This window comes from Streptomyces tyrfis (genome assembly GCF_037034285.1).
In the GTDB taxonomy this organism is placed as follows: Bacteria; Actinomycetota; Actinomycetes; order Streptomycetales; family Streptomycetaceae; genus Streptomyces.
In genome coordinates this window covers 12,210-38,502 of record NZ_JBAGJZ010000066.1, presented here as the reverse complement: position 1 = coordinate 38,502, position 26,293 = coordinate 12,210, and the positions used below count along the sequence as shown (strand labels likewise).

Annotated in this window: 21 protein-coding genes and 1 pseudogene; 11 read left to right on the top strand and 11 right to left on the bottom strand. The window is 73.0% G+C overall.

Annotated features, from left to right (window positions below; genetic code table 11):
- Positions 1-278 precede the first annotated feature (278 nt).
- From WA762_RS32755 to WA762_RS32740, 4 genes and pseudogenes are all read left to right on the top strand, one after another.
- On the top strand, positions 279-1,763 hold the full coding sequence (locus WA762_RS32755) for an MFS transporter (protein ID WP_335940966.1): 1,485 nt from the start codon (positions 279-281) through the stop codon (positions 1,761-1,763).
- A gap of 162 nt (positions 1,764-1,925) precedes the next feature.
- On the top strand, positions 1,926-2,147 hold the full coding sequence (locus WA762_RS32750; protein WP_335940964.1) for a hypothetical protein: 222 nt from the start codon (positions 1,926-1,928) through the stop codon (positions 2,145-2,147).
- A pseudogene (locus WA762_RS32745) lies at positions 2,135-2,517 on the top strand (type II toxin-antitoxin system death-on-curing family toxin). The gene WA762_RS32750 and the pseudogene WA762_RS32745 overlap by 13 nt, the downstream one beginning before the upstream one ends.
- Positions 2,518-2,676: 159 nt before the next feature.
- Positions 2,677-4,458 carry a DEAD/DEAH box helicase gene (locus tag WA762_RS32740; protein ID WP_335940962.1) on the top strand — a complete coding sequence of 594 codons (1,782 nt, stop codon included), beginning with the start codon at positions 2,677-2,679 and terminating at the stop codon, positions 4,456-4,458.
- A 171-nt stretch (positions 4,459-4,629) separates the two neighbouring features.
- Here the strand turns inward: WA762_RS32740 and WA762_RS32735 are convergent, their stop codons facing one another.
- On the bottom strand, positions 4,630-5,232 hold the full coding sequence (locus tag WA762_RS32735; RefSeq protein WP_335940960.1) for a hypothetical protein: 603 nt from the start codon (positions 5,230-5,232) through the stop codon (positions 4,630-4,632).
- Positions 5,233-5,838: 606 nt separating this feature from the next.
- Here WA762_RS32735 and WA762_RS32730 point away from each other — a divergent pair.
- The 4 genes from WA762_RS32730 (at position 5,839) to WA762_RS32715 (ending at position 11,798) form a co-directional block, all read left to right on the top strand.
- Entirely contained in the window at positions 5,839-7,503 is a 1,665-nt protein-coding gene (locus tag WA762_RS32730) for a WxL domain-containing protein (protein ID WP_335940958.1), read from the top strand.
- A gap of 135 nt (positions 7,504-7,638) precedes the next feature.
- Complete coding sequence (locus WA762_RS32725; protein WP_335940956.1) at positions 7,639-9,717, top strand: hypothetical protein; 2,079 nt, start codon at positions 7,639-7,641, stop codon at positions 9,715-9,717.
- Positions 9,718-10,069: 352 nt separating this feature from the next.
- On the top strand, positions 10,070-10,711 hold the full coding sequence (locus WA762_RS32720) for an IclR family transcriptional regulator (RefSeq protein ID WP_335940954.1): 642 nt from the start codon (positions 10,070-10,072) through the stop codon (positions 10,709-10,711).
- Positions 10,712-11,009: 298 nt separating this feature from the next.
- Positions 11,010-11,798, top strand: coding sequence for a S16 family serine protease (locus WA762_RS32715; protein ID WP_335940952.1), 789 nt, complete (start codon positions 11,010-11,012; stop codon positions 11,796-11,798).
- On the opposite strand, the gene WA762_RS32710 is transcribed toward WA762_RS32715, so the two are convergent.
- The 8 genes from WA762_RS32710 to WA762_RS32675 all read right to left on the bottom strand — a co-directional run bounded on the left by WA762_RS32710 (position 11,728) and on the right by WA762_RS32675 (position 18,777).
- A complete protein-coding gene (locus WA762_RS32710; RefSeq protein ID WP_335940950.1) occupies positions 11,728-13,185 on the bottom strand; it encodes an MFS transporter in 1,458 nt (485 codons plus the stop codon). The two genes, WA762_RS32715 and WA762_RS32710, sit on opposite strands and share 71 nt — an antisense overlap.
- A complete protein-coding gene (locus WA762_RS32705; protein WP_335940948.1) occupies positions 13,182-13,424 on the bottom strand; it encodes a hypothetical protein in 243 nt (80 codons plus the stop codon). Before WA762_RS32705 ends, WA762_RS32710 begins: the two co-directional genes overlap by 4 nt.
- A gap of 160 nt (positions 13,425-13,584) precedes the next feature.
- Complete coding sequence (locus tag WA762_RS32700) at positions 13,585-14,193, bottom strand: winged helix-turn-helix domain-containing protein (protein WP_335940947.1); 609 nt, start codon at positions 14,191-14,193, stop codon at positions 13,585-13,587.
- Between the two features lie 142 nt (positions 14,194-14,335).
- On the bottom strand, positions 14,336-15,298 hold the full coding sequence (locus WA762_RS32695; protein WP_335940968.1) for a glycine betaine ABC transporter substrate-binding protein: 963 nt from the start codon (positions 15,296-15,298) through the stop codon (positions 14,336-14,338).
- Positions 15,299-15,338: 40 nt separating this feature from the next.
- The gene (locus WA762_RS32690) at positions 15,339-16,319 is read right to left on the bottom strand and encodes an ABC transporter permease (protein WP_335940946.1); all 981 of its coding nucleotides are present in this window, start codon (positions 16,317-16,319) and stop codon (positions 15,339-15,341) included.
- Positions 16,316-17,572 (bottom strand): ABC transporter ATP-binding protein, encoded by a 1,257-nt coding sequence (locus WA762_RS32685; RefSeq protein ID WP_443080734.1) that lies wholly within the window; start codon positions 17,570-17,572, stop codon positions 16,316-16,318. Before WA762_RS32685 ends, WA762_RS32690 begins: the two co-directional genes overlap by 4 nt.
- 61 nt (positions 17,573-17,633) lie before the next feature.
- Positions 17,634-18,281, bottom strand: coding sequence for an ABC transporter permease (locus WA762_RS32680; RefSeq protein ID WP_335940943.1), 648 nt, complete (start codon positions 18,279-18,281; stop codon positions 17,634-17,636).
- A gap of 22 nt (positions 18,282-18,303) precedes the next feature.
- Positions 18,304-18,777, bottom strand: a complete 474-nt coding sequence (locus WA762_RS32675; RefSeq protein WP_335940942.1) for an Lrp/AsnC family transcriptional regulator — start codon at positions 18,775-18,777, stop codon at positions 18,304-18,306.
- A gap of 134 nt (positions 18,778-18,911) precedes the next feature.
- Here WA762_RS32675 and hppD point away from each other — a divergent pair, with 134 nt between their 5' ends.
- Complete coding sequence (hppD, locus tag WA762_RS32670) at positions 18,912-20,057, top strand: 4-hydroxyphenylpyruvate dioxygenase (RefSeq protein WP_335940941.1); 1,146 nt, start codon at positions 18,912-18,914, stop codon at positions 20,055-20,057.
- A 150-nt stretch (positions 20,058-20,207) separates the two neighbouring features.
- Here hppD and WA762_RS32665 read toward each other — a convergent pair whose 3' ends face one another.
- On the bottom strand, positions 20,208-22,103 hold the full coding sequence (locus WA762_RS32665) for a tetratricopeptide repeat protein (RefSeq protein ID WP_335940938.1): 1,896 nt from the start codon (positions 22,101-22,103) through the stop codon (positions 20,208-20,210).
- Positions 22,104-22,201: 98 nt separating this feature from the next.
- Here WA762_RS32665 and WA762_RS32660 point away from each other — a divergent pair, with 98 nt between their 5' ends.
- Positions 22,202-23,569 carry an FAD-binding oxidoreductase gene (locus WA762_RS32660; protein WP_335940937.1) on the top strand — a complete coding sequence of 456 codons (1,368 nt, stop codon included), beginning with the start codon at positions 22,202-22,204 and terminating at the stop codon, positions 23,567-23,569.
- An 82-nt stretch (positions 23,570-23,651) separates the two neighbouring features.
- Here the strand turns inward: WA762_RS32660 and WA762_RS32655 are convergent, their stop codons facing one another.
- A complete protein-coding gene (locus WA762_RS32655; RefSeq protein WP_335940935.1) occupies positions 23,652-24,128 on the bottom strand; it encodes an SsgA family sporulation/cell division regulator in 477 nt (158 codons plus the stop codon).
- Between the two features lie 212 nt (positions 24,129-24,340).
- Here WA762_RS32655 and WA762_RS32650 point away from each other — a divergent pair, with 212 nt between their 5' ends.
- Complete coding sequence (locus WA762_RS32650) at positions 24,341-26,170, top strand: RDD family protein (RefSeq protein ID WP_335940934.1); 1,830 nt, start codon at positions 24,341-24,343, stop codon at positions 26,168-26,170.
- Positions 26,171-26,293 lie beyond the last annotated feature (123 nt).

The following is a 26,293-nucleotide window of genomic DNA, read 5'->3' as shown; positions in this document are numbered from 1 at the left end:
GCCGTGACCGGATTCGAACCGGTGTAACTCGAGTTGCAGTCGAGCCCCTGAACCACTCGGGCACACGGCCGTGTGTTCCTCGTCGTGGTTCGACCGTAGAGGCGGCGGGCCGGGCCGCTCAAGGGGGCCGGCCGGGGCGCCATGCGACCGTCATGGGGCGCAACACGGCCGCCACGCGGCGTTCATGGAACGGGCGCCCGGTCCTACGACCAACGGCCGAGCGGGAGACCGTCTCCCGACAGGGCCCACCAGCAGGAACGCCCCTTACTCTTGGGCGCATGAGTGCCCTGGAACCCCGAGACGCCGAGACCGGCACCGCCGACGGCGCGCCCATACCGCCCCTGCCGGCCGCCGTGACCGACGAGGTCGGAGGGGTGCTCGGGCGGACCTATCGGGCGCTCAGCGTCGGCATCGTCTCCGTCGTGTTCCTGATCGCCTTCGAGGCGACCGCCGTGGGAACGGCGATGCCGGTCGCCGCGCGCGAGCTGCACGGCATCCCGCTGTACGCGTTCGCCTTCTCCGCGTACTTCACGACCAGCCTGTTCGCCATGGTGCTGTCCGGGCAGTGGGCGGACCGGCGGGGGCCGCTGGGGCCGCTCGCCGCCGGGATCAGCGCGTTCGCGGCGGGGCTGCTGCTCTCCGGGACCGCCGGGACCATGTGGCTGTTCGTCGCGGGGCGCGCCGTCCAGGGGCTCGGCGGCGGGCTGGTGATCGTGGCGCTGTACGTGGTGATCAGCCGGGCCTATCCGGAGCGGCTGCGGCCGTCGATCATGGCGGCGTTCGCGGCGAGCTGGGTGATCCCGTCCGTCGTCGGGCCGCTCGCCGCCGGCACCGTGACCGAGCACCTGGGGTGGCGGTGGGTCTTCATCGGCATCCCGGTGCTGGTGGTGTTCCCGCTGGCGCTCGCGCTGCCCGCGATCCGGCGCCGGGCGTCGGGGCCGCCCGACCCGTCGGCGGCCGTCGAACCGTACGACCGGCGGCGGATCCTGCTCGCGCTCGGCATCTCGCTGGGCGCCGGCCTGCTCCAGTACGCCGGGCAGCAGCGGAACTGGCTCGCGCTGCTGCCGGCCGCCGCCGGCTTCGCCCTGCTCGTGCCCGCCGTGCGCGGGCTGCTGCCGCCGGGGACCGGCCGGGCGGCACGCGGGCTGCCGTCGGTGGTGCTGTTGCGCGGGGTGGCGGCCGGTTCGTTCATCGCCGCCGAGTCCTTCGTACCGCTGATGCTGGTGACCGAGCGCGGGCTGAGCCCGACGCTGGCCGGGCTCTCGCTCGCGGCGGGGGGCGGGACCTGGGCGCTCGGTTCGTTCGTGCAGTCCCGGCCGCGCGTGGAGCCGTACCGGGAGCGGCTGATGGTGGGCGGCATGGTGCTGGTCGCCGCCGCGATCGCGGCCGCGCCGTCCGTGCTGATCGACGCGGTGCCGGTCTGGACGGTGGCCGTGGCCTGGGCCTTCGGCTGCTTCGGCATGGGCATGGTGATCGCGTCGACGAGCGTGCTGCTGCTGAAGCTGTCCGCGCCGGAGGAGGCGGGGGCGAACTCGGCGGCCCTGCAGATCTCCGACGGGCTCTCGAACGTGCTGCTGCTGGCGGCCGGCGGGGCGGCCTTCGCGGCCCTCGGCGGCGGCACGGTGGGGGCCGTGCACGAGGCGGTCGGCGAGGCTGGGGCCTCCGGGTCGCATCCGGGGGCGTTCGCGGTGGTCTTCCTGCCGATGGCGGGGGTGGCGCTGCTGGGGGCCTGGGTGGCGTCACGGGTGCGGGCGAAGCCTTAGGGCTGTCCCGTAATCCGTGGTGGATCAGCGTGCGGCGTCAGATGTGGTGCGTCGCAAGGCGGAGGGGCGCCCGCATACTGGACGTATGCGGACGTTCCGACAACGCCGCTAGGCGCCGCAGCTGTCGTCGCACGCCCGCCAGGGATTACGGGACAGCCCTTAGTGCGGACGGTACCGCGCGGTCTGAATCTGCGGTTCACCGAGGAAGAGCTGAACGCACTGCGCGAGCGCGTCGAGGCGGAGGGGCGCAGCATGCAGTCGTTCGCCCATGACGCGGTGATCACCGCCATAAACGAACACTCGCGCCTTTTCGACGAGGTGGCGGACCACGTGCTGAAGGTGAGTGAGGAGCTCAACCGGAGGCTCGCCCGATGGAGTACCTGACGCTTCCCGAACTGCTTCATCTCGCCGAGCGGCTCGGGGTCGCCGAGGTGCGTGACTACGGGGCTGCTCGATTCGGCACTCGCGCGCCCGCAGTCGAGCGTGTTCGGCCAGGACGCCTACCGGATGTCTGGCAGAAGGCCGCGGCGCCGATGGAGTCGTTGGCGCGCAACCACACTCTCGTCGTGGGAACAAGCGCATCGCCTGGTATGCGACCTGGGTCTTTCTGCACATCAACGGGCACCGGCTGAGCTCGGACTTCAGTGTCGACGAGGCCGAGACGTTCGTGCTGGATGTACGCCAGGGCGTCCTCGACATGCCCGGCACCGCGGGGCGTCTTCCCGGGTTCGCCGTGGGTGATGGCGTTTTGTGATGTTTGTGAAGAGGGTCTCAGCCGGGCCGAACCCCCGCTCGTCCGTACGGGGTTCCGCCCGGCTCACCGGTAGGGTGGCCCGGTTGTCGTATCGCCTGCGGGTCCGTCCCGGCCCGTACGGACAGCACCCACGTACCCGAGAGACCCGAACCGGAGACCGTGACTACTACCGCCTCCCACCACCTCTCACCCGCCTTCCCCGGCCGCGCCCCCTGGGGCACGGCCGGTAAGCTGCGAGCCTGGCAGCAGGGCGCCATGGAGAAGTACATCCAGGAACAGCCGCGTGATTTTCTCGCGGTCGCCACCCCCGGCGCGGGGAAGACCACCTTCGCGCTGACCCTCGCCTCGTGGCTGCTGCACCACCACGTCGTGCAGCAGGTCACCGTCGTCGCCCCGACCGAGCATCTGAAGAAGCAGTGGGCCGAGGCGGCGGGCCGTGTGGGGATCAAGCTCGACCCCGACTACAGCGCGGGCCCGCTGAGCAAGGAGTACGACGGGGTCGCGGTCACCTACGCGGGCGTCGGCGTCCGCCCCATGCTGCACCGCAACCGCTGCGAGCAGCGCAAGACCCTCGTGATCCTGGACGAGATCCACCACGCCGGTGACTCGAAGTCCTGGGGCGAGGCCTGCCTGGAGGCGTTCGAGCCGGCGACCCGGCGGCTGGCGCTCACCGGCACGCCGTTCCGGTCGGACACCAACCCGATCCCGTTCGTCGAGTACGAGGAGGGCAACGACGGCATCCGGCGTTCCTCCGCCGACTACACGTACGGCTACGGCAACGCGCTCGCCGACGGCGTCGTCCGGCCGGTGATCTTCCTCAGCTACAGCGGCAACATGCGCTGGCGCACCAAGGCCGGCGACGAGATCGCCGCCCGGCTGGGCGAGCCGATGACCAAGGACGCCATCGGGCAGGCGTGGCGGACCGCCCTGTCGCCCACCGGGGAGTGGATCCCCAATGTGCTGACCGCCGCCGACAAGCGGCTGACCGAGGTGCGCAAGGGCATCCCGGACGCGGGCGCGCTGGTCATCGCCACCGACCAGGAGTCGGCCCGCGCGTACGCCAAGATCCTGAAGCAGGTCACCGGCGAGAAGCCGACCGTGGTCCTCTCCGACGAGAAGGCGGCGTCGAAGAAGATCGACCAGTTCAGCGCGGACGGCTCGCGGTGGATGGTCGCGGTCCGCATGGTGTCGGAGGGCGTCGACGTGCCGCGTCTGGCGGTCGGCGTGTACGCCACCACCATCTCCACACCGCTGTTCTTCGCGCAGGCCGTCGGGCGGTTCGTGCGTTCGCGCAGGCGCGGCGAGACCGCCTCGGTCTTCGTGCCGACGATTCCGATGCTGCTGGACTTCGCGAACGAGATGGAGGTCGAACGCGACCACGTCCTCGACAAGCCCAAGAAGGGCGGCGACGAGGAGAACCCGTTCGCCGAGGAGGACAAGCTCCTCGCCGACGCGGAGCGGGCGGAGGACGAGGAGACCGAGGACCAGCTGCCGTTCGAGGCCCTGGAGTCGGACGCGGTCTTCGACCGGGTGCTGTACGACGGCGCCGAGTTCGGCATGCAGGCGCACCCCGGGAGCGAGGAGGAGCAGGACTACCTGGGGATCCCGGGGCTGCTCGAACCGGACCAGGTGCAGCTGCTGCTCCAGAAGCGGCAGTCCCGGCAGATCGCGCACAGCCGGCAGAAGCCGGCCGACGAGGCGGATCTGCTGGAGAAGCCGGCCGAGGCGCGGCCGGTGGTCACGCACAAGCAGCTGCTGGGGCTCCGCAAGCAGCTCAACACGATGGTGTCGGCGTACACGCACCAGAGCGGCAAGCCGCACGGGGTGATCCACACCGAGCTGCGGCGGGTGTGCGGCGGGCCGCCGAGCGCGGAGGCCACGGCGGGGCAGATCCAGCAACGGATCAAGAAGGTCCAGGAGTGGGCCACCCGGATGAAGTGATCACCGGACGTCCGTACGTCCGAGCGGGCCGCCCCGCGCGAAGTGACCGCTCGTGCTCCGTGCGGGGCGCGACTGGTGCGGGGCGCGCCTGGCGCGGGCCGGGCGGCGCACACCGGCCCGGGGAGGGGACCGCGGTCCTCGCCCCGGGCCGGTGCGTGTTCGGTGGGCTGATCACCAGGTGAACGCCGCGGACTGGACCGAGGTGGCCACGCACGGAACGGTGGCCGTGGTCGGGGACGATGCCACGATCTGGAGGGACCAGTTGGTGGCGCCCGGGGGAGTGGGCAGCACCGCGGAATCGGTGCGGTCGCCGGCCGTCAGGGTCCCGGACGTGAGCTTCAGCGGGCCCAGCGTGATCGGGGTGCTGCCGCTCATGCCCGGATTGGCCTTGCCCGAGAACTGCACCTGACTGGTCGTGCCGCCCGAGGTCTTGGTCAGCTTGAGCGTCGTCGTGATGCTGTTCGGGTCGGCGCTGGTGCCCGGCGGCATCGTGATCGCGGTGGACGTGAGCTTGATGGTCTTGGACGTGCCCGAGTCGGCGGCGGTCAGGGTGGCGAGGCCGCTGCCCCAGGTCCCGCAGTCGTACGTGGCCGTCGCGGTGAGCGGGGTGACGGCCTGGGCCGTCGGGGCCAGGGCCAGCGCGGTGACGGCGGAACAGGCCGCGGCCAGCGCCAGCGGGACGCGGACGCGGCTGCTGGCGCGTCTTCGGGCCGATGCCTCCGACGGGGGTGACGACGGCGACAGTGACGGTGACGGTACGGGAGTGATCGGCATGACGGGGTGAACCCCTTCCGTTTGCTTTCGAAGATCCGGGAATGGCGGAGCTGCGGAATCTCGGGACGGCGGATCTCGGGACGGTGGAATCTCGGGACGGCGGAATCTTGGGACGGCGGATCTCGGGGCGATGGATCTTGGGGGGATGGGATCAGTGAATCGCTGGAGCGCCGGGCCGGTGGGCCGTTGAATTGCTGAATCGTGGATTCCGTGGATTCCCTGGATTCCGCCCTGGGTTCCGTGGATTCCGTTGATTCCGCGGATCCGTCGACCGGTCGATCGGTGCGCCCGCTGATCCGTGGTGCGCTGATCCGTGGTTCGGTGATCCTTGATGCATTGATCCAGGGATTCGTTGATCCGTCGACTCGCCGGTCTCTGGATTCTCCGGTCTCTGGATCCGCCGTTCAGCGACCTGCCGGGCCCGGCATGTCGGGTGAGTGAAACTGTGATCTTCAGAGATGTCAAGAGATGTCGGCCGGAGCGTGAAAAATCCTTGCTCGAAATGGCTTTTGGGCATTTCGGCCAAGGATCATTCATTTCTCTCTTGACTTCTCCGCATGTGCCCTCCTCAATGTGCGCAATCAACGGGCCATGGAGGGGTGTCTGGTGATCCGACGTCGAAGACCCGGTAAGGCCGGGCTGCTCGCCGCCTGTTTCGTGCTGTCGCTGAGCTGTGCCGGGGCCACCGCCGTGGCCGCCCAGCCGGCCAGTTCGGCGAACGCGCCGGACGCCGCCCGGCAGGACGCCGGTACGGTCACGCCGAACGTCCACTGCACGCTGCCCGCCGGGCAGGGCGAGGCGACTGGGCCGCAGGAGATGACCGTCGAGCTGTCGCCCGCCGTCGTCGCGCCCGGCGGCAAGGTGCACGCGAAGGTCACCCTGGGGCCGTCGCCCGCGACCAGCCAGCTGGCGCTGAAGGACGTGCCCACCATCCCCAGCCTCGACCTGGCGATGTCCGGCGGGGCCACCGGCACCGTCACCGTGCGGGGCGCCGAGTTCACCATGGACGTGCCGGCCGGGAAGCCCATCGAACTCCCGCCGTACGAGGGCGACTTCCTCGTGCCGGCGAACGCCTCGGGCGCGGTGTCCCTCGCTCCGGTCCGTACCCTGACGCAGACCAAGGTGCTCGGCTCGGTCTTCGAGACGCCCTGCGACGTGGTCGGCGGGGGCGGGTCGGTCGGCGCCGTCACGGTGGAGGGCGCCGGCGCCGAGCCCGCGACGCTGACCGCCCCCACCGCTCCCGTGCGCCCCAACACCGCGGTCCCACTGGGCGGTTCGGGCTGGACCCCGGGCGGCAGTCCGGTGCCGTCGCTCTGCGCGGCGGGCGGTGGCGGCTGCGACCCGCTGAAGTTCAGCGGCAACGACCTCACCGTCGACGCCCAGGGAACGCTGCACGGCACGGCCACCCTCGCCCCCGCCGGGGCGGTGCCGGACGGCGGATACGAGGTGAAGGTCAACGACGGCACGAAGGAGGCCACCGCCCCCCTCACCGTCGAGGCCGTCGCGGCCGGCAACCGTGAGATCTCGCTCTCCCGCGGCAGCGGGCCGGTCGGCACGGTGCTCACGGTCAGCGGCCGGAACTACAACCCCGACCGCTGGATCAACGTCATCGGTCTCGACGCGGCGGGTACCGGGATCGACGACAGCGCCGTCTACGTCAAGAGCGCCCCGGACGGCACCTTCGCCGTGGAGTTCACCGTGGTCTCCGACGCGATCGCCGCCGTACAGGCCGACGAGGGCAACGACCCGGCGACCGTACGGACCGTCCCGTTCACCGTCACCACCGGCGGCGGGGGAGGCGGCGGCAGCGCCGACCAGCGGCTGAGCACCACGGTCCGGGCCGGAACCCTGTCCATGACGCAGGACGGGGACGTCGTGGACTTCGGCACGACGGTCCTGGGCGCCGGCAGCGGCGTGCAGCGCTCCCGGCTCAACCGGGTCGAGGTGGAGGACGCGCGCGGCGTCGACAGCGGCTGGTCCCTCACCGCCACCCTCACCGGCTTCACCAGCGCCGACGGCGGCACCATTCCGGCGGGCGCGGTCCGGTGGACGCCCACGTGCGCGGCGCGCGACGGGAGCGTGGGGACGCCGGTGGCCGGGTCGCCCGCCGCGCTCGGGAGCGAGGCGGCGAGCCTCTGCCGGATGAACCCGGACGGGTCCCGTCCGTTCACCGGCGGGCGCTTCGACGCCGACGCCGCGCTCACGCTGACGGTGCCCGGGTCCACTCGGCCCGGGGACTACGGCGCGACCCTGACGCTCACCCTCCTGTGACGTCGTCGCGGGTGAAGCACCGCCGCGGGTGAGAGCGCCGGAGACGTCCGCCCGTTCCGTCTTGCGAGGGAGCGGGCGGACGTCTCCGTTTCCTTTTCGGATTCCGTCAGAAGAACCCCGTCGTGGAGGAGTCGGATGCGCGTACGGCCGAGTACGAGAAGAAGGCCCGGTACCAGGAGGAGAAGGGACGGAAGAACCGCGAGAGCCGGAAGGGCGGGCGCCGCCCCGCGCCGGGCGGCTGCCGCCCTGCGTCGCGCCGTCGCCCTGGCCGCGGGCGCCGCGCTCGTCTGGACCGGCGGGGGCCTCGCGCTCGCCCCCCTGGCGCACGCCGGTACGGTCACCCCGACCGTCCACTGCGCCCTGCCCGCCGGACAGGGCGAGGCGACCGGGCCGCAGCAGATGAGCGTGGAGCTGTCGCCGGCCGTGGTCGACCCCGGCGGCAGGGTGCACGCGAAGGTCGTCCTGGGGCCGTCGCCCGCCACCAGCGGCCTCGGCCTGAGCGATGTGCCGACCACCCCCAGCATCGACCTCGCCATGTCGGGCGGCGCGACCGGCACGGTCACCGTCACCGGACCGCAGATCAACCTGGACATCCCGTCCGGGAAGCCGATCGAGATACCGCCGTACGAGGGGGACTTCCTGATCCCCGCCGACGCGAAGGGGCCGATCTCCTTCGCCCCGGTGCGCAACCTGACGCGTACCAAGGTGCTCGGCTCCACCTATGAGACCCCGTGCACGGTCGTCGCCGGCGGCGGTTCCATCGGCACCGTGGACGCCGAGGGCACCGCGGGGCTGCCCGCCACGCTGACCGCGCCCGCCGACGCCGTCCGGCCGTCCACCGGGGTCACGCTCTCCGGCAGCCTCTGGACCGCCGGGGCCACGCCCGTACCGTCGCTGTGCGCGGCGGACGGCGGCGGCTGTGATCCCGGCAAGTTCCTCTCCAGCACGTTGAGGATCAGCGGTCTCGGGGAGCTGACCGGGAGCGCGGTGCTCGCCGACGCGGGCACGGTGGCCGACGGCTCGTACCTGGTGAAGGTCGGCGACGGCACGAAGGAGGCGACCGCGCCCCTCACCGTCAAGGCGTACGTGCCCGGCGGGCCGAGGGCCGTCGCGCTGTCCCGTTCCGGCGCGCCGCTCGGCAGCGTCATCCGGGTCACCGGCAGCGAATACCGCCAGGACCGGTGGATCAACACCGTCGGCCTGGACGCGAGCGGGGCGACGCTCGACGACACCGCCGTCTACACCAAGAGCACCCCGGACGGCACGTTCGCGGCCGACTTCACCGTCTCCGACCCGGGCATCGTCGCGATCCAGGTCGACGAGGGCAACGACCCGGACACCGTGCTGACCACGCCGTTCACCGTGACCGACGCCTCCGCGACGCTCTTCGCGGGCGCGGCGAAGGTCAAGCCGGGCGGCACGATCGCCGTGTCCGGCGTCGACTGGCCGTCCGGCGCCACGCCGGCCGCCGCGCTGTGCGCCGCCGACGGCAGCGCCTGCGACAGCGCCCGGATCAGCGGTTCGACCCTGCGGATCGACGGCGACGGAAGGCTCGGCGGCACGGTCACGGTGGCCGGTTCCACGCCGCGCGCGGTGTACGCGCTCCAGATCGGCGCGGGCGGGACGCGGGTCGTCACCCCGCTGACGGTGGCCCCGAGCTTCGTCGTCCTCACCCCGTCCGCCGGGCCGCGGGGGACCGCCGTCACCGTTCTCGGGCAGGGGTTCGCGCCCGTCGCCACCGTGTCCGTCGTCGGGCTGCGGGCCGACGGCTCGCAGACCTCCGATCCGGTGCGGACCAAGGTGGTCGGGCTGGACGGGGCGTTCTCGCAGACCTTCACCGTCGACGCCGCCGACACCGTGGCGATCCGGGTCCGGGAGGTCCTCGTCAATCCGCGCACCGAGACGGCGGCGTTCACCGTCCAGGACGGGAGCGTGCCCGCCGGGCCGGCGTTCGCGCTCTCCCCGCCCGAGGGGCCCGTCGGCACGGTGGTCCAGGTGACCGGCCGGGGCTTCGCACCCGTCGCCACCGTCTCCGCGACCGGGCGGACCGCCGACGGGAAGCAGACCTCCGACTCCTATGTCACCCGGGTCGTCGGACTCGACGGAACCTTTGCCTTGAACTTCACCGTGCGCGATCGGGCGACCAGGGCGATCAGGGTCTGCGAGGTTCTGGTGAACGGAAAAATCGTGCAACAGTCGTTCACGGTGAGTTAACGAACGTTCGCATCGCGGGCACGGAGGGTGGTTGCGGCGTCGGCCGACCTGGACGCGCGTAGACGTCCGGATTCCGGTCGGCGCCGCGCTGACCGGCGCTTATGCTCCGCCGCTGGATTTCCCTCCCGGGGCCGTTCCGGAGGACGCCCGGATTCTGGACGAGGTCTTCCGCTGAGCGGACTGGCTCGCTACTGTCCCCGGAAATGAACGCATCGTGGCTTCACCGCCGCGGAGCGCAGCCGGTGTCTTGGCCAGGCAGGCGGCCTCTCCGTGCGGCCGTCGATGGGACCGGCGGCCGACGGGGTCCGTGGGAAACCAGCCGCCGCCGTTCACCACAAGAGGAGAGGGCGTCGTGACCGCGGAGACCTCCCAGACGCTCGACCGGGGACTGAGAGTCCTCAAGCTGCTCGCCGACACCGACCACGGCCTGACCGTCACCGAGCTGTCCAACAAACTCGGCGTCAACCGAACAGTGGTCTACCGTCTGCTCGCCACCCTGGAACAGCACGCCCTGGTCCGCCGCGACCTGGGCGGCCGGGCCCGGGTCGGACTGGGCGTGCTGCGCCTGGGCCGTCAGGTGCACCCGCTGGTACGGGAGGCGGCGCTGCCCGCGCTGCGCTCCCTGGCCGAGGACATCGGGGCCACCGCCCACCTCACGCTCGTCGACGGCAACGACGCGCTGGCGGTGGCGGTCGTCGAGCCGACCTGGACCGATTACCACGTGGCCTACCGGGCCGGCTTCCGGCATCCGCTGGACCGGGGCGCGGCGGGCCGGGCGATCCTCGCCGCCCGCCAGAAGCCGGCGGGCGGGGCGGCCTTCACCCTCACCCATGGCGAGCTGGAGGCGGGGGCGAGCGGCGCCGCCGCGGCGCTGGTGGGGGTGACGGGCGTCGAGGGAAGCGTGGGCGTGGTGATGCTCTCGGACTCGGTGCCCGAACGGGTGGGCCCCCGGGTGGTGGACGCGGCCCGCGAGGTGGCGGAGGCGCTGAGGTAGTACGCGGCGGGACCGGGACCGGGAGCGGCGCGGGGCGGGTCCGGAGGAACGGGAGGACCTCGGCCCCGGGGTCCGGCCCCGGGCCCGGAGGACGGGAGCCCAGCCCCGGCCCGGCACCGGAGCCGAGGCCCCGGGCCAGGCGGCGCCGGTTGCGAGCGGCGGACGGATGCCCGGGGTCGGGCGGGGCGGTGAACCGGTGTCGCACCGGCCGTGGGCGGCGCAGGGCGCCGGCCCGCGGTGGGCACCCGTCCGCGCCACCGGCCGCTCCGTGTCGCGGGCGGGCGGTTAGATTGGGCGGGTGCACACTCGTCTCTCGCGTTCCCGGACCCTCGCCCTGTGCGCCGTGCCCGTCCTCGCCCTGTTCGGCGTGGCCGCGTTCGCGCCGCTGCCGTTCACGTTGGCGCAGCCCGGCACGACCGCGAACGTGCTCGGGGACGACCACGGCACCCCGGTGATCAGCATCAAGGGCACGCCCACCCGCACCACCAGCGGCGAGCTGCGGATGACGACGATCGTGGCGACCGGCCCCTCCGCGGACGTGCGGATCGCGGACGTGGTCGACAGCTGGTTCCGGACGGACCGCGCGGTCATGCCCCATGACTCGGTCTATCCGACCGGCGGCTCCGAGAAGGAGATCGAGAAGCACAACCTCGACGACATGAGGAAGTCGCAGAACAACGCCGTCGACGCGGCCCTGAACCACCTCGGCAGGCCCAAGGGCTCGGTCGACGTCACCCTGAACCTCGCCGACGTGGGCGGCCCCAGCGCGGGCCTCTTCTTCGCGCTGGGCGTCGTCGACAAGCTCGACGGCGACGGCTCCGGCGGCGACCTCACCGGCGGTCGCACGATCGCGGGCACGGGCACGATTCAGGCGAACGGCAAGGTCGGGGCGGTCGGCGGGGTGTCGCTGAAGACCCAGGCGGCACGCCGCGACGGCGCGACCGTCTTCCTCGTGCCGAAGGCCGAGTGCACGGAGGCGGGCACCGAGCTCCCCAAGGGACTCCGGCTGATCCCGGTCACGACGCTGAAGGACGCGGTGTCGTCGCTCCGGGCGCTGGAGCGGGGGCAGAAGGTCCCGAGCTGCTGACGGAAGGTCCCGAGCCGCTGGCGGAAGGCTTCGAATCGCCGCTGACGGACGATTCCGGAACCCCCGCCGGGCCTTCGTCCCCCTCGGCGCCTCCGCCGGCACTCCCCTCGGCGCCTCCGCCGGTTCCGGTTCCGGGGGCGGCGGGCGTCCGCGGCTCATCCATCGTGCGCCACACCGGAAAGACCAGCGGGCTCAGCGTCACCAGCAGATATCCCCCGGCCATCACGAGCAGCGCACCCCGTGCACCGGCGGCCTCCACCAGCAGGCCCGCCGCGAGGCCGCCCACCGGCATGGCCAGTTCGCCGCCCGCCGTGAGCACCCCGGAGACCCGGCTGCGCAGCCCATCCGGCACGCTTCCGTAGATCACCGTCGTCAGCACCGGGTTCAGCACCCCGACCGCGATGCCGCTCAGCGCCATGGTCACCGCGAGCGGCACCGTCGTCCCGGTCAGCGCGGCGACCACGTACCGGGGAGTGCCGGACAGCATCACGCACACCGCGAAGACGGCCCAGCGCGAGCAGCGGTGCCCGATCGCCCCGTAGAGCAGCGCACCGATCAGCCCGCCCGCGCCGAAGAGCGCGGTGAGCAGCCCGATGTCCCGGGCGCCGGCCAGTTCGGTGGAGGCGTGCACCGGCAGCAGGACGGCGTTCCAGCCCTGGTCGGCGCCGTTCATGAAGAGGACGGTCAGCACGATCGCGAGCAGCAGGCGATTGCCCCGCAAGTAGGTGTATCCCTCGCGGAGTTCGCCGCCGTACGTCCGCAGCGAGACCGGGGCGGCGGCCGGGCGGGGCTCGGCCGCGCGGATCCCCCGTACGCCGAGGGCGACCAGCAGCGCGGACGCCCCGAAGGTGGCGGAGTCCAGCAGCAGTACGTTCTCCGCGCCGGTCAGCGCGATCAGTACGCCGGCCAGCGCCGCGCCGACCATCCGGGCCCCGCGCGAGACGGCGTCGAAGAGGCTGGCGGCGCGGGCGAGGGTGGTGCCCGCGTGCTCGGCCAGATCCGGCACGAGGATGTAGCGGGCCGTGTTCCCCGGGGTGTGCGCGAGCCCGTTGAGGGCCATCAGCGCGCACAGCGTCCAGAAGGTGAGCGCGCCGGTCCGGTGCAGCAGCGGGACGGCCGCCACGGCGACGCCGCACACCGCGTCGGAGGCGACGGCGACCCGGCGGCGTCCGACGCGGTCGATGACGGGTCCGCCGATCAGCGCGGAGACGACGATCGGCAGGGTCGCGCAGAAGGCCACGACACCGGCCCTCGCCGCGCTGCCCGTGGTCTCCAGCACGAACCAGGGAATCGCGATCACCGTGAGCGAAGTCCCGGCGGTGGATATGGAGTTGGCGGCCAGCACGGCGGCGAGCGGGACGCGGCTCCGGTGCTCCCGGCCGTTCACGCCGTGCCGGGCAGGGCGGAGGCGCGACCCCGGAGTCCGGGGTGGCGGGGCAGGATGCGCAGCCCCGATTCGACGAGGAACCAGCCCAGCCGGGTGCGCAGTCCGCTCCGCGGCCCGATGTGCGCGGGGGTGTGCCGTTCGGTCGCGGCGAGGCGGAACTTCTCGGCGTGGCCGCGGAGTTCGGCGGAGCGCTGGTGGTGCAGGTGCAGGTGCAGGTGCAGATGGGCGTCGGGCTGCATGGCGGATGTCCTTCCGTTCGTGGGAGACCGCGTGAGGGCGGGCGTCGGTCGGTGGGCGGGCGTGCGCGCCGCCCGGCGCGGCGGGTGCGGCTGCGGGCGCGGGTGCGCGCGTCCGCCGGCGGTGCGGGGCGGGTGTCAGCCGGTCCGGCGGGTGCGGGCGTCAGTCGTTGGGACGCGGGAAGAAGTGCAGGTGGGAGCGGACGGTGGCGGCCCCCTCCGCGTCCTCCGGGACCCGTCCCCGGTAGCTCAGGACCAGCTCGTGGACCTTCTCGATCAGTTCCGCGGACAGCTCGGGGGTGAGGCGGACCTTGAAGTCGCTGATGTCCCAGCCCTTCCGCCACTCCTCGGGCCATTCGTGCATCGAGCCGAGCCAGGCGTTCAGCTCCTGGGTGTGCGAGTCGGCGATCTCGTGGAGCACGACGCCGACCGCCCCGCGCACCTCGGGGTCCGGATGGTCCAGGAACCGGTCGGTGTCGAACGCGGTCCCCGTGTGGACGGCGCGCCACCAGCGCTCGCGGCCCTTGCCTCGCTCCGGGGCGTCCTCGACGAAGCCGTACGAGGCCAGCTGCCGCAGGTGGTAGCTGGTGGCGCCGCTCGACTCGCCGAGCCGGTCCGCCAGGCCGGAGGCGGTGGCGGGGCCGAACTCCCGCAGCGCGCCGAGCAGTCGGAGGCGCAGGGGGTGGGCGAGGCCGCGCAGGGTGCGGGCGTTGATCAGGTGGATGTTCTGCTCGTCGGCGGGGCGGGCGTCGCCGGCCTCTGGTGTGGGCATGCCTTGACCGTAGGCTTGCAAAGAAAGCTTTGCAACTACTTCTTTGCATCGAATTCTTTGCATGGGGTTCTTTGCATCGTGTCCCCCGGCCGGTGGCGGGCCGGGCGGGGGAGGGCCGGACAGGGGAGGAACGGAGGCGCCCTCAGCCGTTCCGGATGAACCCCTCGCGGATGAGCCAGTCCTTCGCCACCTGGTGCGGGTCCTGCCCCTCCACGTCCACCTTGGCGTTGAGTTCCTGGGCGACCCGGGTGGTCAGCCTTCTGCTGACCGGGTCGAGGAGTTCCGCGATCCGGGGGTGCTTGCGGAACGTCTCGGTGTGGACGACGGGCGCGGCGTTGTAGTTGGGGAAGAAGTGCTTGTCGTCCACGAGCACCTCCAGGTCCATGGCGCTGACCCGGCCGTCGGTGGTGTACACCTCGCCCAGCAGGCAGGAGCGGGACCCGGAGACCTGGGTGTAGATGATCCCGGCGTCCATCTTCCTGATGTTGCCGGGCGGGAGGGACATCCCGTACGCCTTCTGCATGCCCGGCAGTCCGTCGTCGCGGGAGGCGAACTCGTTCTCCACGCAGAGCGTCACCGCCGACGGGTTCCGCTTCGCCAGCGCGGCGACGTCGGAGAGCGTCCGCAGGCGGTACCGGGCGTTGTTCCTCCTGCTGACGGCGAGCGCGTAGGTGTTGTTCAGCGTGGACTGCGGCAGCCACGTCACCCCGTTCCTCCGGTCCTGGTCGCGGACCGCCCGCCACTGCTCCGCGGGATCGGGGATCGGCCTGGCGTGGCCGAGGTAGGTGATCCAGCCGGTGCCCGTGTACTCGTACATGGCGTCCGCGTCGCCCTTGACGATCGCCTCGCGCGCGCTGATCGAGCCGGGCAGGTTCGTCCGGTCGAGCACCTCCGCGCCCGCGGCCTTGAACACCAGGCCGACCATCTGGCCCAGCACGATGTTCTCGCTGAAGTTCTTCGAGGTGACGGTCAGCGAGGCGCCCTTGAGCGGCAGGCCGCGGCCGACCGAGCCCGGCCGCACGTCGTCCGCCATCGGCGAACCGCTCTTCAGCCCGCACCCGGAGAGCGCCGACGTCAGGGCCAGCCCGGCCGCGAGCGCCCCCATGAGCCGGGCGCGCGTCCCGCGCCCGATGCGCGGACCCATCTCACCCCACCTCCAGTCCGCGCGGCGTCAGCGCCACCTCGGCCAGCGAGGCCAGCCAGTCCACCAGCAGCGCCAGCACCACCGTCAGCACCGAACCCAGCACCAGCACCGGCATCCGCTGGGTCTGGATGCCGGAGGTGATCAGGTCCCCGAGACCGCCGCCGCCGACGAACGTGGCCAGCGTCGCCGTCCCCACGTTGAGCACCAGCGCCGTCCGCACCCCGGCCAGGATCAGCGGGACGGCGAGCGGCAGCTCGACCCTGGTGAGCGTGCCCATGGACGACATGCCGATGCCGCGCGACGCCTCGACCAGGCCCGGGTCGATCGCCCGGAGGCCGGCGACCGTGTTGGAGAACACCGGCAGCACCGCGTAGATCACCATGCCGATGACCGCCGTCGAGGGGCCGATGCCCAGCCAGATCACCAGCAGCGCCAGCAGCCCGATCGCCGGGGTCGCCTGCCCGATGTTGGCGACCCCGGTGACCAGCGGCGCGCCCCTGCGCAGCCCGCGCCGGGTCAGCGCGATGCCCAGCGGGATCGCGATGAGCAGCACCCAGAACGTCGAGATCGCGGTCAGTCTCACATGCTGCCACCAGCGCAGCCGTACGTTTCCGCCGGTGAGCGAGTTCCGAGCGATCGAGTCCAGGTGGACATGGGTGATCCACAGATAGGTGACGGCCAGCACCGCCACCAGCACGGCGGGCAGCACCACCAGCTTCTGCCACGTGATCCGGCGGCGCGGCCCGGAGGGCGGGGGCGGGGGCTCCTCCTCCTCGTCCCGGAAGGCGTGGCCCTTGACGTCGTGCTCGCCGGGCGGGCGGTCCCGCTCGGAGGACGGCGCGAGGCGCTCGGCACGCGCCGGGCGGGAGGGCCGGGCGGACCGGGCGGACCGGGCGGCGCCGGGGGAGCGCCGGGCGCGTGCCGGGCCGGAATTCGCCCGTGCCGGGCCGGAGTTCGAGGAGTGATCGGCAGGAGGAGTCATGAGCCCGCACCGCCCTCCAGCTCCTGCTCGGTCTGGTGGGCACGGAGTTCCTCCAGATCGTGCTGGTGCTCGATGGCGGCCAGCCGGTCGGCCTCCAGCAGCTCGTGCACCGAGTTCATCAGGGTGTGCATGTCGACGACGCCGACGAACTCACCTCGCCGGCCGGTCACCGCGACCCGCCCGCCGCTGTCCGTCAGCACCGCCTCCAGCGCGTCGTGCAGCGTCGCGTCCCGCGTCACCGTGTCGTGCACCAACTGTCCCGCGCGGGCCAGCGAACCCCGGGCCCGCATCAGGTCGCCGCGCCGCAGCCACTTGTAGGGGCGGTTCCTGCGGTCCAGCATCAGGATCTCGTTGTGCGTGCCCATGCGCAGCTTGTTGAAGATCGACTGGAGCGGGTCGTCGACCGTCACCGTCGGGAACCGGGCCACCTCCACGTCCCGTACCCGGGTGAGGTTGAGCCGCTTCAGCGCCGCCCCGGCGCCGACGAACCCGGAGACGAAGTCGTCCGCCGGGTTGGTCAGGATCGCCTCCGGGGTGTCGAACTGCGCGATGTGCGACCGCTCCCGCAGCACCGCGATCCGGTCGCCCAGCTTGATCGCCTCGTCGAAGTCGTGGGTGACGAAGACGATCGTCTTGTGCAGCTCGTGCTGGAGCCGGATCAGCTCGTCCTGGAGGTGGTCGCGGGTGATCGGGTCGACCGCGCCGAACGGCTCGTCCATCAGCAGCACCGGCGGATCGGCCGCCAACGCCCGTGCCACGCCCACCCGTTGCTGCTGCCCGCCGGAGAGGGCGCGCGGATAGCGGCCGTGGAACTCCCGGGGGTCGAGCCCGACGAGGTCGAGCATCTCCTCGACCCGGTCCCGCACCCGCGCCTTCGACCAGCCGGCCATCCTCGGCACGAGGGCGATGTTCTCCGCGACCGTCATGTGCGGGAAGAGCCCGGACGACTGGATCGCGTAGCCGATCTTGCGGCGGAGGCGCACGGGGTCGATGTCGGTGACGTCCTCGTCGTCGATCATGATCCGCCCGGAGGTCGGCTCGATCAGCCGATTGATCATCTTCAGGGTGGTGGACTTGCCGCAGCCGGACGGGCCGACGAAGATCACCGTCTCGCCGGCCCTGATGTCCATGGAGACGCTGTCCACGGCCGGGGTCGAGTGGCCCGGGTACCGCTTGGTCAGGTCGTCCAGATGGATGGTGGCCCCGGAGGCGCCGCTCGCCGCCCCGGCGCCGTCGGCGGCCGTACTGCCCAAGGGCCCGGGACCGGGACCGGAGGAGTCGCCGGAGGCGGAGGACGAACGGGAACCGGCGGTCTCAGGCACGGATCCCCCTGGGGATGGTGAGCCGCCCCAGCAGCACGTACGCGGCGTCGAAGAGCAGGGCGAGGACGACGATGCCGATCGTCCCGGCGAGCACCTGGTTGATCGCGTTGGCGCTGCCCAGGGAGGCGATGCCGCGGAAGATCTCGTTGCCCAGGCCGGGGCCCGAGGCGTACGCGGCGATGGCGGCGATGCCCATCAGCATCTGCGTGGACACCCGGATGCCGGTGAGGATCGGCGGCCAGGCCAGCGGCAGTTCGACCCGCAGCAGCCGGGCCGGCCGCGACATCCCGATGCCCTTCGCCGCGTCCACGAGCGCCGGATCGACGCCGCGCAGCCCCACCACCGAGTTGCGCACGATGGGCAGCAGCCCGTACAGCGTCAGGGTGATCACCGTGGGCGCCACCCCGAGCCCCACCAGCGGGATCAGCAGGCCGATCGCGGCGAGGGAGGGGATCGTGAGCACCGCCGCCGTCGACGTCACGGCCAGCGACCCCGCCCAGCCGCTGCGATAGGTGACGACACCGATCAGGACGCCCAGCACGGTGGCGATGACCATGCACTGGAACACGGCGCTGACGTGCTGATACGCGTCGGCGAGCAGCTGTTGGTGGCGGTTGCCCAGATACTCCCAGAAGCTCACGCGCCCCTCCTCGGCTCGGTCGTCAGTCGGCGTCCTCCGCGGCCTGCTCGACGAGCGGGATGACGCGCAACGGCACCGGGTTCTCCATGACGATGGCCGTGGAGGCCCGGACGATGCCATCAAAACCGACGACCCGGTCGATCACCCGTTGAAGATCGGCGTTGGAACGGGCGACGAGCCGGCAGAGCATGTCGCCGTGCCCGGTGGTGGTGTGCAGCTCCAGCACCTCCGGAACGGAGGCCAAGTGGGCCCGTACATCGGCCCCTTGGCCCTGTTTGATCTCCAGCGTCGCGAACGCGGTGACCGGGTACCCGAGCGCCGCCGGATCGACGGTCGGGCCGAAGCCGCGGATGACTCCATTCGACTGAAGCCGGTCCAGGCGCGCCTGCACCGTCCCGCGCGCCACGCCCAGCCGACGCGACGCCTCCAGCACGCCGATGCGGGGCTCACGGGCCAGGAGCACGATGAGCCGGCCGTCCAGATGATCGATCGCCATGGTCCGCCTCCGGGGCCTCACTGTGATGGTCATCATGTACAGATAGCCCGGCCATCATCCCCATCCGCTGTACAGAATGCCCAGCGATTCCGCGAACTATTGCGCACCTTGCGGAGCGGCGAGAACCTTCGGACATGACTGAGACTCTGCACACCACCCCCGAAACAGCCCGGCAGGCCGACCCCTTCCCGGTCAAGGGAATGGACGCGGTCGTCTTCGCCGTCGGCAACGCCAAGCAGGCCGCGCACTACTACTCGACGGCCTTCGGCATGAAGCTGGTCGCCTACTCCGGACCGGAGAACGGCAGCCGGGAGACCGCGAGTTACGTGCTGACCAACGGCTCCGCCCGCTTCGTGTTCACCTCCGTCATCAAGGCGTCCACCGACCGCGGCCGCTTCCTCGCCGAGCACGTGGCCGAGCACGGCGACGGCGTCGTCGACCTGGCCATCGAGGTCCCGGACGTCCGCGCGGCCTACGCCTACGCCGTCGAGCACGGCGCCCGCGGCATCGACGAGCCGTACGAGGTCAAGGACGAGCACGGCACGGTCGTGCTCGCCGCGATCGCCACGTACGGCAAGACCCGCCACACCCTCGTCGAGCGGTCCGGCTACGACGGCCCCTACCTGCCCGGATACGTCGCCGCCTCCCCGATCGTCGAGCCGCCCGCCAAGCGCACCTTCCAGGCCATCGACCACTGCGTCGGCAACGTGGAACTCGGCCGGATGAACGAGTGGGTCGAGTTCTACAACAAGGTCATGGGCTTCACCAACATGAAGGAGTTCGTGGGCGACGACATCGCCACCGAGTACTCCGCGCTCATGTCCAAGGTGGTCGCCGACGGCACGCTCAAGGTCAAGTTCCCGATCAACGAGCCGGCCGTCGCCAAGAAGAAGTCCCAGATCGACGAGTACCTGGAGTTCTACGGCGGGGCGGGCGTCCAGCACATCGCGCTGGCCACCAACGACATCGTCGCCTCGGTGCGCGCGATGCGGGCCGCGGGCGTGGAGTTCCTGGACACCCCCGACACCTACTACGACACCCTCGGCGAGTGGGCGGGCGAGACCCGGGTCCCGGTCGAGATCCTGCGCGAGCTGAAGATCCTCGTGGACCGCGACGAGGACGGCTACCTGCTGCAGATCTTCACCAAGCCGGTCCAGGACCGCCCGACCGTCTTCTTCGAGATGATCGAGCGCCACGGCTCGATGGGCTTCGGCAAGGGCAACTTCAAGGCCCTGTTCGAGGCGATCGAGCGCGAGCAGGAGCGGCGCGGCAACCTCTGAGCCGACGACGCCCCGCCCCCACGGGCGAGGGGCGGGGCGTGCGCGCACGGGCGGGGCCACCGGACGATCCGGGGCCCCGCCCTCGTGCGTGGCGGCGGGCAGGCGCCGTTCCGCGCGGTGCCGGCTCGTCGCCGCTCCGGGGCGTACGCGTCAGGCGGGAGCCCCCGGCCGGGGCGCCGGGGTCCCGGGCGGCGCCGGTCGCGGCGGGCCCGGGACGGCGGGCGCGCGGGACTCGGGCGCGGGGGCCGGCGTCGTCGTCGGGGCCGGCGCGGGTCCGGGGGCGGCGGGTGCGGGCACGGGGGAGGACGGGGCCGGGGCGGCGCCCCGCGGGGCGGGCGTGGGCGGCACCGACTCGTCCGGCGGCGCCGGCGCGGGCCGCACCCCGCGCGGCAGGACCGTCGGCAACTGCTCCAGGGAGTCCAGCGCCCGCCGGGCGGCCGGCGCCTCCAGCGGCGAGAAACCCGGATTGACCCGCAGGGCCTCCGCCAGATCGCGGCGGGCCGCGCCGAAGTCGCCCAACGCCCTCCGGATCGCCCCGAGATGGGACACATACGCGGCGTCCCGCCGCCCCGCGCCGACCGCCTGCTCCGCGTACGGCAGCGCCGCCGCCGAGTCGCCGGACATGTGCAGCGCCCAGCCCAGCGCGTCCGCCGTCGCGGCACTCCGGTGCGACCGCGCCCACTGGGCGGTCAGCAGCCTCACCGCCACCGCGGGACTCCCGTGCGCGGCCTCGAAACGGCCCCGCAGCAGCGCGTCGTCCACACCCCGCTCCCGGTCCCGCGCCAGCGCCTCGCGCAGCCGCCGGTACTGCTCCCGGGCGTCCGCGTCCCGGCCCAGCGACTCGTACAACTCGCCCAGCTCCAGCAGATATCCGGGGCTGGGCGGCCCGGCCAGCGCGGCTTGGTAGTCGCGCCGCGCCTCGTCCGTGCGCCCGAGCGCCGCCAGCGCCCTGGCCCGGCCCGCCAGCGCCGGGCGGTGGCCGCGGTCGATCCGCAGCACCGCGTCGTACTGCGCCACCGCCTCCTGCGGCTGGCCCCGCTCCCACGCCAGTTCGCCCAGCAGATACAGGCACTCCGCCTTCCGCGCGGGGGTGTCCGCCCGGTCCGCCGCGTCCCGCGCGCTCGCCACCGCCTCCTCGCCCCGGCCCATGTCCCGGTACATCCGCGCCGTCCGCAGCAGCGCCCCGAACCCGGGGCGGAGCGCCGCCAGCCGCCGCACCGCCGCCCGCGCGGCCGCGCGGTCGCCGAGCCCGTCGTACGCCGCGGCCAGCGCCGGGTACACCGCCCACACCTCCGGGTGCCGCGCCCGGACCGGCTCCGCCCACCGCCTCGCCGCGCCGAAGTCGTGCCGGGCGTCGGCGAGCCTGGCCAGCCCCACCCGGGCGGCCGTGTTGCCCCGGGCGGCCGGCTCGGCGCGCAGCGAGCGCCGCAGCGCCTGCTCGGCCCGCACGTAGTACGCGGTGTCCGCGGAACGCCGCGCCCACTCCACGTACGCCGTGCCGAGCACGGCCCAGGACCGCGCGTCGGAGGGTCGCGTCTCCAGCTGCGCCCGCCGGTCCCCGATCAGCGCCGTCAGCTCCGGGAGCGGGGCCGGATAGCCCAGGTCCACGGCGTCCAGGGCGCGCGCGGCCGGGCCCGGCGCGGGCGGCGGCGCGGGCTCCTCCTCGTCCTCCGGCACGGCCGCCACCGCGCCCGCCACCAGCACCGCGCCCGCCACCACGCCCACGGCGGCCCGGCGCAGCGTGGTCCGCAGCGTGACGGGCGGCAGATCCTCCGTGAGCAGCGGGTCCAGCGGCCCGGAGGCGGCCACGGGGAACTCGGGGAACTCGCGGAACTCGCGGATCCCGGGGGAGCGGCCGTCCGGAGCGGCCTGCTCCCTGGCGTCCGGAGCGGCGGGCGCCCGGCTGGCCGGGGTGGATTCCAGGAGGTCGGCGGCTCCTGGAGGTTCCGGCGTCTCGGGCGGCGCGACCGGGCCGGGGGGCTCCAGCGGCGGGGGCGGCACGGTCGGTCCGGTGGGCTCCGGGGGCTGCTGCGGCATGACGTCCATGCCGATCACTCTGCGTCAGTAGGATGATCACCTTGCGTTGTGCCGGGGCCGTCGCAGACGGGTTCACACCAATGGGCCCGGGTGTCAGGCTGGGGATCATGACCGGACTTCTCGAAGAACTGCGTGCGGGGCTGCCCGCCGAGTCCCTGATCACCGATCCGGACGTCACCGCCGCGTACGCCCGGGACATGGCGAGCTTCTGCGACGCGGGCGCGCCCGCCGTCGTCGTCCTTCCGCGCACCGTCGAGCAGGTCCAGCACGTCATGCGCACCGCGACGGCCCTGCGCGTCCCGGTCGTCCCGCAGGGCGCCCGCACCGGGCTGTCGGGCGCGGCCAACGCCTCCGACGGCTGCGTCGTGCTGTCCCTCGTCAAGATGGACCGGATCCTGGAGATCGACCCGGTCGACCGGATCGCCGTCGTCGAACCGGGCGTCGTCAACGCGGCGCTGTCCCGGGCGGTCGACGAGCACGGCCTCTTCTACCCGCCGGATCCCTCCAGTTGGGAGATGTGCACCATCGGTGGCAACATCGGCACCGCGTCCGGCGGTCTGTGCTGTGTGAAGTACGGGGTCACCGCCGAGTACGTGCTCGGCCTGGAAGTGGTCCTCGCGGACGGACGCCTGCTCACCACCGGCCGCCGGACCGCGAAGGGCGTCGCCGGTTACGACCTCACCCGGCTGTTCGTCGGCTCGGAGGGCAGCCTCGGCGTCGTCGTCAAGGCCGTCCTGGCGCTCAAGCCGAAACCGCCGCGGCAGCTGGTCCTGGCCGCCGAGTTCCCGAGCGCGGCGAGCGCCTGCGCCGCGATCTGCCGGATCATAGAACGCGGTCACACCCCGTCACTCCTCGAACTGATGGACCGTACGACCGTCCGAGCCGTCAACCGGATGGCCGCCATGGGACTGCCCGACACCACCGAGGCCCTTCTGCTGGCCGCCTTCGACACCCCCGACCCCGCCGCCGACCTGGCGGCCGTCGGCGAACTGTGCGCCGCCGCGGGCGCCACCGAGGTGGTTCCCGCCGAGGACGCCGCCGAGTCCGAACTGCTGCTCAGGGCCCGGCGGATGGCGCTCACGGCGCTGGAGGCCACCGCGCCGGCCACGATGATCGACGATGTGTGCGTCCCGCGTTCGCGACTCGGCGCGATGCTCGAAGGAACGGCCGCCATCGCGGAGAAGTACGGCCTCACCATCGGCGTCTGCGCGCACGCGGGCGACGGCAACACCCACCCCGTCGTCTGCTTCGACCACACCGACGCCGACGAGACCCGGCGGGCGCGCGAGTCCTTCGACGAGATCATGGCGCTGGGTCTGGAACTCGGCGGCACGATCACTGGCGAACACGGCGTCGGCGTGCTGAAGAAGGAATGGCTGGCGCGGGAGCTCGGCGAGGTGGGCGTCGAACTGCACCGGAGGATCAAGCAGGCGTTCGACCCCCTGGGTCTGCTCAACCCGGGCAAGGTGTTCTGACACCCCCTCACCGATGCTCCCCGCGCGCCGGGCCCGGCGGCTCGTCCGCCAGCGGCACCGGGTGCTCCGGTACCGCGTCCGCTCACGCCTCGCCGTCCTGCGACTCGTCCGACGGCCAGGGGTCGCTCAGCCACAGGTCGTCGGCGGGCAGCGGGGCGAGCAGGCGGGCGAGCCCCTCGTCCAGACCCAGCCGCTCGCTCTCCGTGCCCGGCGGGACGATGCGCAGCGTCCGCTCCACCCAGGCGGCCACGGCGGCGGACGGCATCTCCAGCAGGGCGTTGCCGTCGGGCGAGGTCAGCGCGACGAAGACGACGTTGCGCCGTTCGACCTTGGTCGGCCAGATCCGGACGTCCCCCTGCCCGCACGGCCGGAAGACGCCCTCGACCAGCAGATCGCGGGCGAATGTCCAGTGGACCGGGAACTCGGTGCCGATGTGGAAATCGATGTGCACGGCGTACGGGTCCTCCGTGCGGTACGTCAGGAGGGCGGGGACGGGGATGCTGTGCTCGGGCGACAGAACCAGCCTGAGTTCCAGCTCGCGTTCCACGACGGTGTCCATGAGTACGTCCTCTCGGTGCCTGTGGACCGGTCCTCTGACCGGCCCGCACTGGAGAGAGCGCCCTCCACGCCGACTATGACGCGACTTCCGGAAAAAATTTTTGAAGAGGTCGGAAGAAGGGCTGAAACCCTGGACCGCCCCGGCGGCGGGCGGGCGTCTGATAGATGTAAACCCGTTGACTTGAGTCCTCGAAGAGATACGGGACCACGGTGATGAGCGCCCCAACTCCGGCACCCGGTGACGAAAGCCCCCGCGAGGGCTACTACCCCGATCCCTCCATCCCCGGATACGTCCGGTACTGGAACGGTGCTTCGTGGGTGCCCGGTACGAGCCGGCCGGCCCCGCCGCAGGGCGAGGCGATGCCCGCGGCGCCCGCCGGGCGGCAGCCCGGCCCCGAACAGCAGGGCTCACCGGTCCCGGCGAGCCCGGCGGTCCCGGCGAGCCCGGCGGTCCCTTCGGGCCCGGTGATGCAGACGTCCGCCCCGGCCGGCTCCCCGGTGGAGGAGACCGGGCCGATCTTCCTCGACGAGGAGCCGCAGCCGGACGAACGTCCGGAACCGGCCACCGCATGGCAGGCCGACGCCTCCCGGCAGACCGGCTTCGGCGGCGAACACGACCGGCGGGTCTCCTGGGGCGCCGCCCCGCAGCCGGGCGCGGCGCTCGCGGCGGATTCCGCGCCGGGGCCCGGCCCGGACCCGCGGACGGCCGGGGGCCTGGCGTCGGCCGGCGGGGCGTCGGCCGACCGGGTCCCGGACAACCGGGCGCCCGCGGTCCGCGCCCCCTCCGACCTCGTCCCCGTCGACCCGCACCGCCCCGCCGCCCGGCCGCCGGCCGCCGGTGAGGCGCCGGACACGGGCGGCGGCAGCGGCCAGGCGCCGGAGAACACGGTCACCATCCGCCCCGTGGGCCGGGGCGGCCGGCAACCCGCGTCCGGCGCGCCCGACCACGGCATGAGGGCGATCCGCGGTCTCCCCCCGGGCGTCGGCGCACCGGATCCGGCGCGCCACGCCCCGGGCGCGGGCCCCGGGGCCGCCCCGGCCCAGGGCCCGGTCTCCGTTCCCGCCCCGGCCGCCGCCCAGGCCCCGGCCCCGGCCGCCGGCGGCCCTGCCGTCGTCTGGCCCCAGCCGGGCCGGCCGGACGTCCAGCCCGAGCAGTCGGCCCCTCAGCCGCAGCTGCCCCGCCAACAGCAGCAGCCCCCGCAGCCCTACCCGTCCCAGCCGCAGCAGCAGCAGGCCGGCCCGCAGCACGTTCAGTCTCCCCAACAGCCCCAGCAGCCCCAGCAGGTCCAGCAGGTCCAACAGCCTCAGCTCGACCAACAGTCCCAGCCACCTCAGCGGTCCCAGCCGCCCCAGGCCAACCGGCAGCCTCCACAGGCTCAGCGGCCGCCACAGATCCAACAGCCTCAGCAGTCTCAGCAGCCGCAGCCGCAGCTTCCGCACCAGGCCCAGCAGTCCCACCCGCAGTTCGGCGCGTCGGGCGGGCCGCAGCCGGAGCAGCCCGTCGCTCCCTGGAGGCCCCCGGCCGACGACCCGTTCCAGCAGATGGCGCAGGCCCGCGCGGCGGCCCGGCCCGCCGGACTCGGGAAACGGTTCGTCGCCCGGCTCGTCGACACCGTGGTGCTGGGCGCGCTCGTCGGCGCGATCGGATTCCCGCTCGTCACCCGGGCGTTGGACCACATCGACGCGAAGATCGAAGCGGCGCGGCTGTCCGGCCGGACGGTCACCGTCTGGCTGGTGGACCCCACCACGTCCGGCCTGTTCGGCGCGGTGCTCGGGGCGTTCCTCGTTCTCGGAGCCCTGCTGGAGGCGCTGCCGACCGCGAAGTGGGGCCGTACGCTCGGCAAGAAGCTCTGCGGGCTCGAAGTACGGGACATCGAGTCCCACGAGGCCCCGTCCTTCGGGGCCGCGCTGCGCCGCTGGCTGGTGTACGGGGTGCTGGGCGTCCTGGCGGTCGGGGTGGTCAATGTGCTGTGGTGCCTGTTCGACCGCCCGTGGCGGCAGTGCTGGCACGACAAGGCGGCGCACACCTTCGTCGCGGGCTGACCGGGCGCCGGCCGGCCCACCCCTCCGGGCGACGACCCACCGGGTGAGGCACGGGAGGGCACGGGCGTTCCCCCGAACGCACCTGAGCCGTTGCGTACGGTCCCCGGCCGGGATGCACTGCCC

What these genes read in the sequence shown, in the direction of transcription:
- WA762_RS32755 (WP_335940966.1), top strand. Translation starts at nt 279, where the DNA reads ATGAGTGCCCTGGAACCCCGAGACGCCGAGACCGGCACCGCCGACGGC.
- WA762_RS32735 (WP_335940960.1), bottom strand. Translation starts at nt 5,232, where the DNA reads ATGCCGATCACTCCCGTACCGTCACCGTCACTGTCGCCGTCGTCACCC.
- WA762_RS32725 (WP_335940956.1), top strand. Translation starts at nt 7,639, where the DNA reads ATGCGCGTACGGCCGAGTACGAGAAGAAGGCCCGGTACCAGGAGGAGA.
- WA762_RS32705 (WP_335940948.1), bottom strand. Translation starts at nt 13,424, where the DNA reads ATGCAGCCCGACGCCCATCTGCACCTGCACCTGCACCTGCACCACCAG.
- WA762_RS32700 (WP_335940947.1), bottom strand. Translation starts at nt 14,193, where the DNA reads ATGCCCACACCAGAGGCCGGCGACGCCCGCCCCGCCGACGAGCAGAAC.
- WA762_RS32695 (WP_335940968.1), bottom strand. Translation starts at nt 15,298, where the DNA reads ATGGGGGCGCTCGCGGCCGGGCTGGCCCTGACGTCGGCGCTCTCCGGG.
- WA762_RS32690 (WP_335940946.1), bottom strand. Translation starts at nt 16,319, where the DNA reads ATGACTCCTCCTGCCGATCACTCCTCGAACTCCGGCCCGGCACGGGCG.
- WA762_RS32675 (WP_335940942.1), bottom strand. Translation starts at nt 18,777, where the DNA reads ATGGCGATCGATCATCTGGACGGCCGGCTCATCGTGCTCCTGGCCCGT.
- hppD (WP_335940941.1), top strand. Translation starts at nt 18,912, where the DNA reads ATGACTGAGACTCTGCACACCACCCCCGAAACAGCCCGGCAGGCCGAC.
- WA762_RS32665 (WP_335940938.1), bottom strand. Translation starts at nt 22,103, where the DNA reads ATGGACGTCATGCCGCAGCAGCCCCCGGAGCCCACCGGACCGACCGTG.
- WA762_RS32660 (WP_335940937.1), top strand. Translation starts at nt 22,202, where the DNA reads ATGACCGGACTTCTCGAAGAACTGCGTGCGGGGCTGCCCGCCGAGTCC.
- WA762_RS32655 (WP_335940935.1), bottom strand. Translation starts at nt 24,128, where the DNA reads ATGGACACCGTCGTGGAACGCGAGCTGGAACTCAGGCTGGTTCTGTCG.
- WA762_RS32650 (WP_335940934.1), top strand. Translation starts at nt 24,341, where the DNA reads ATGAGCGCCCCAACTCCGGCACCCGGTGACGAAAGCCCCCGCGAGGGC.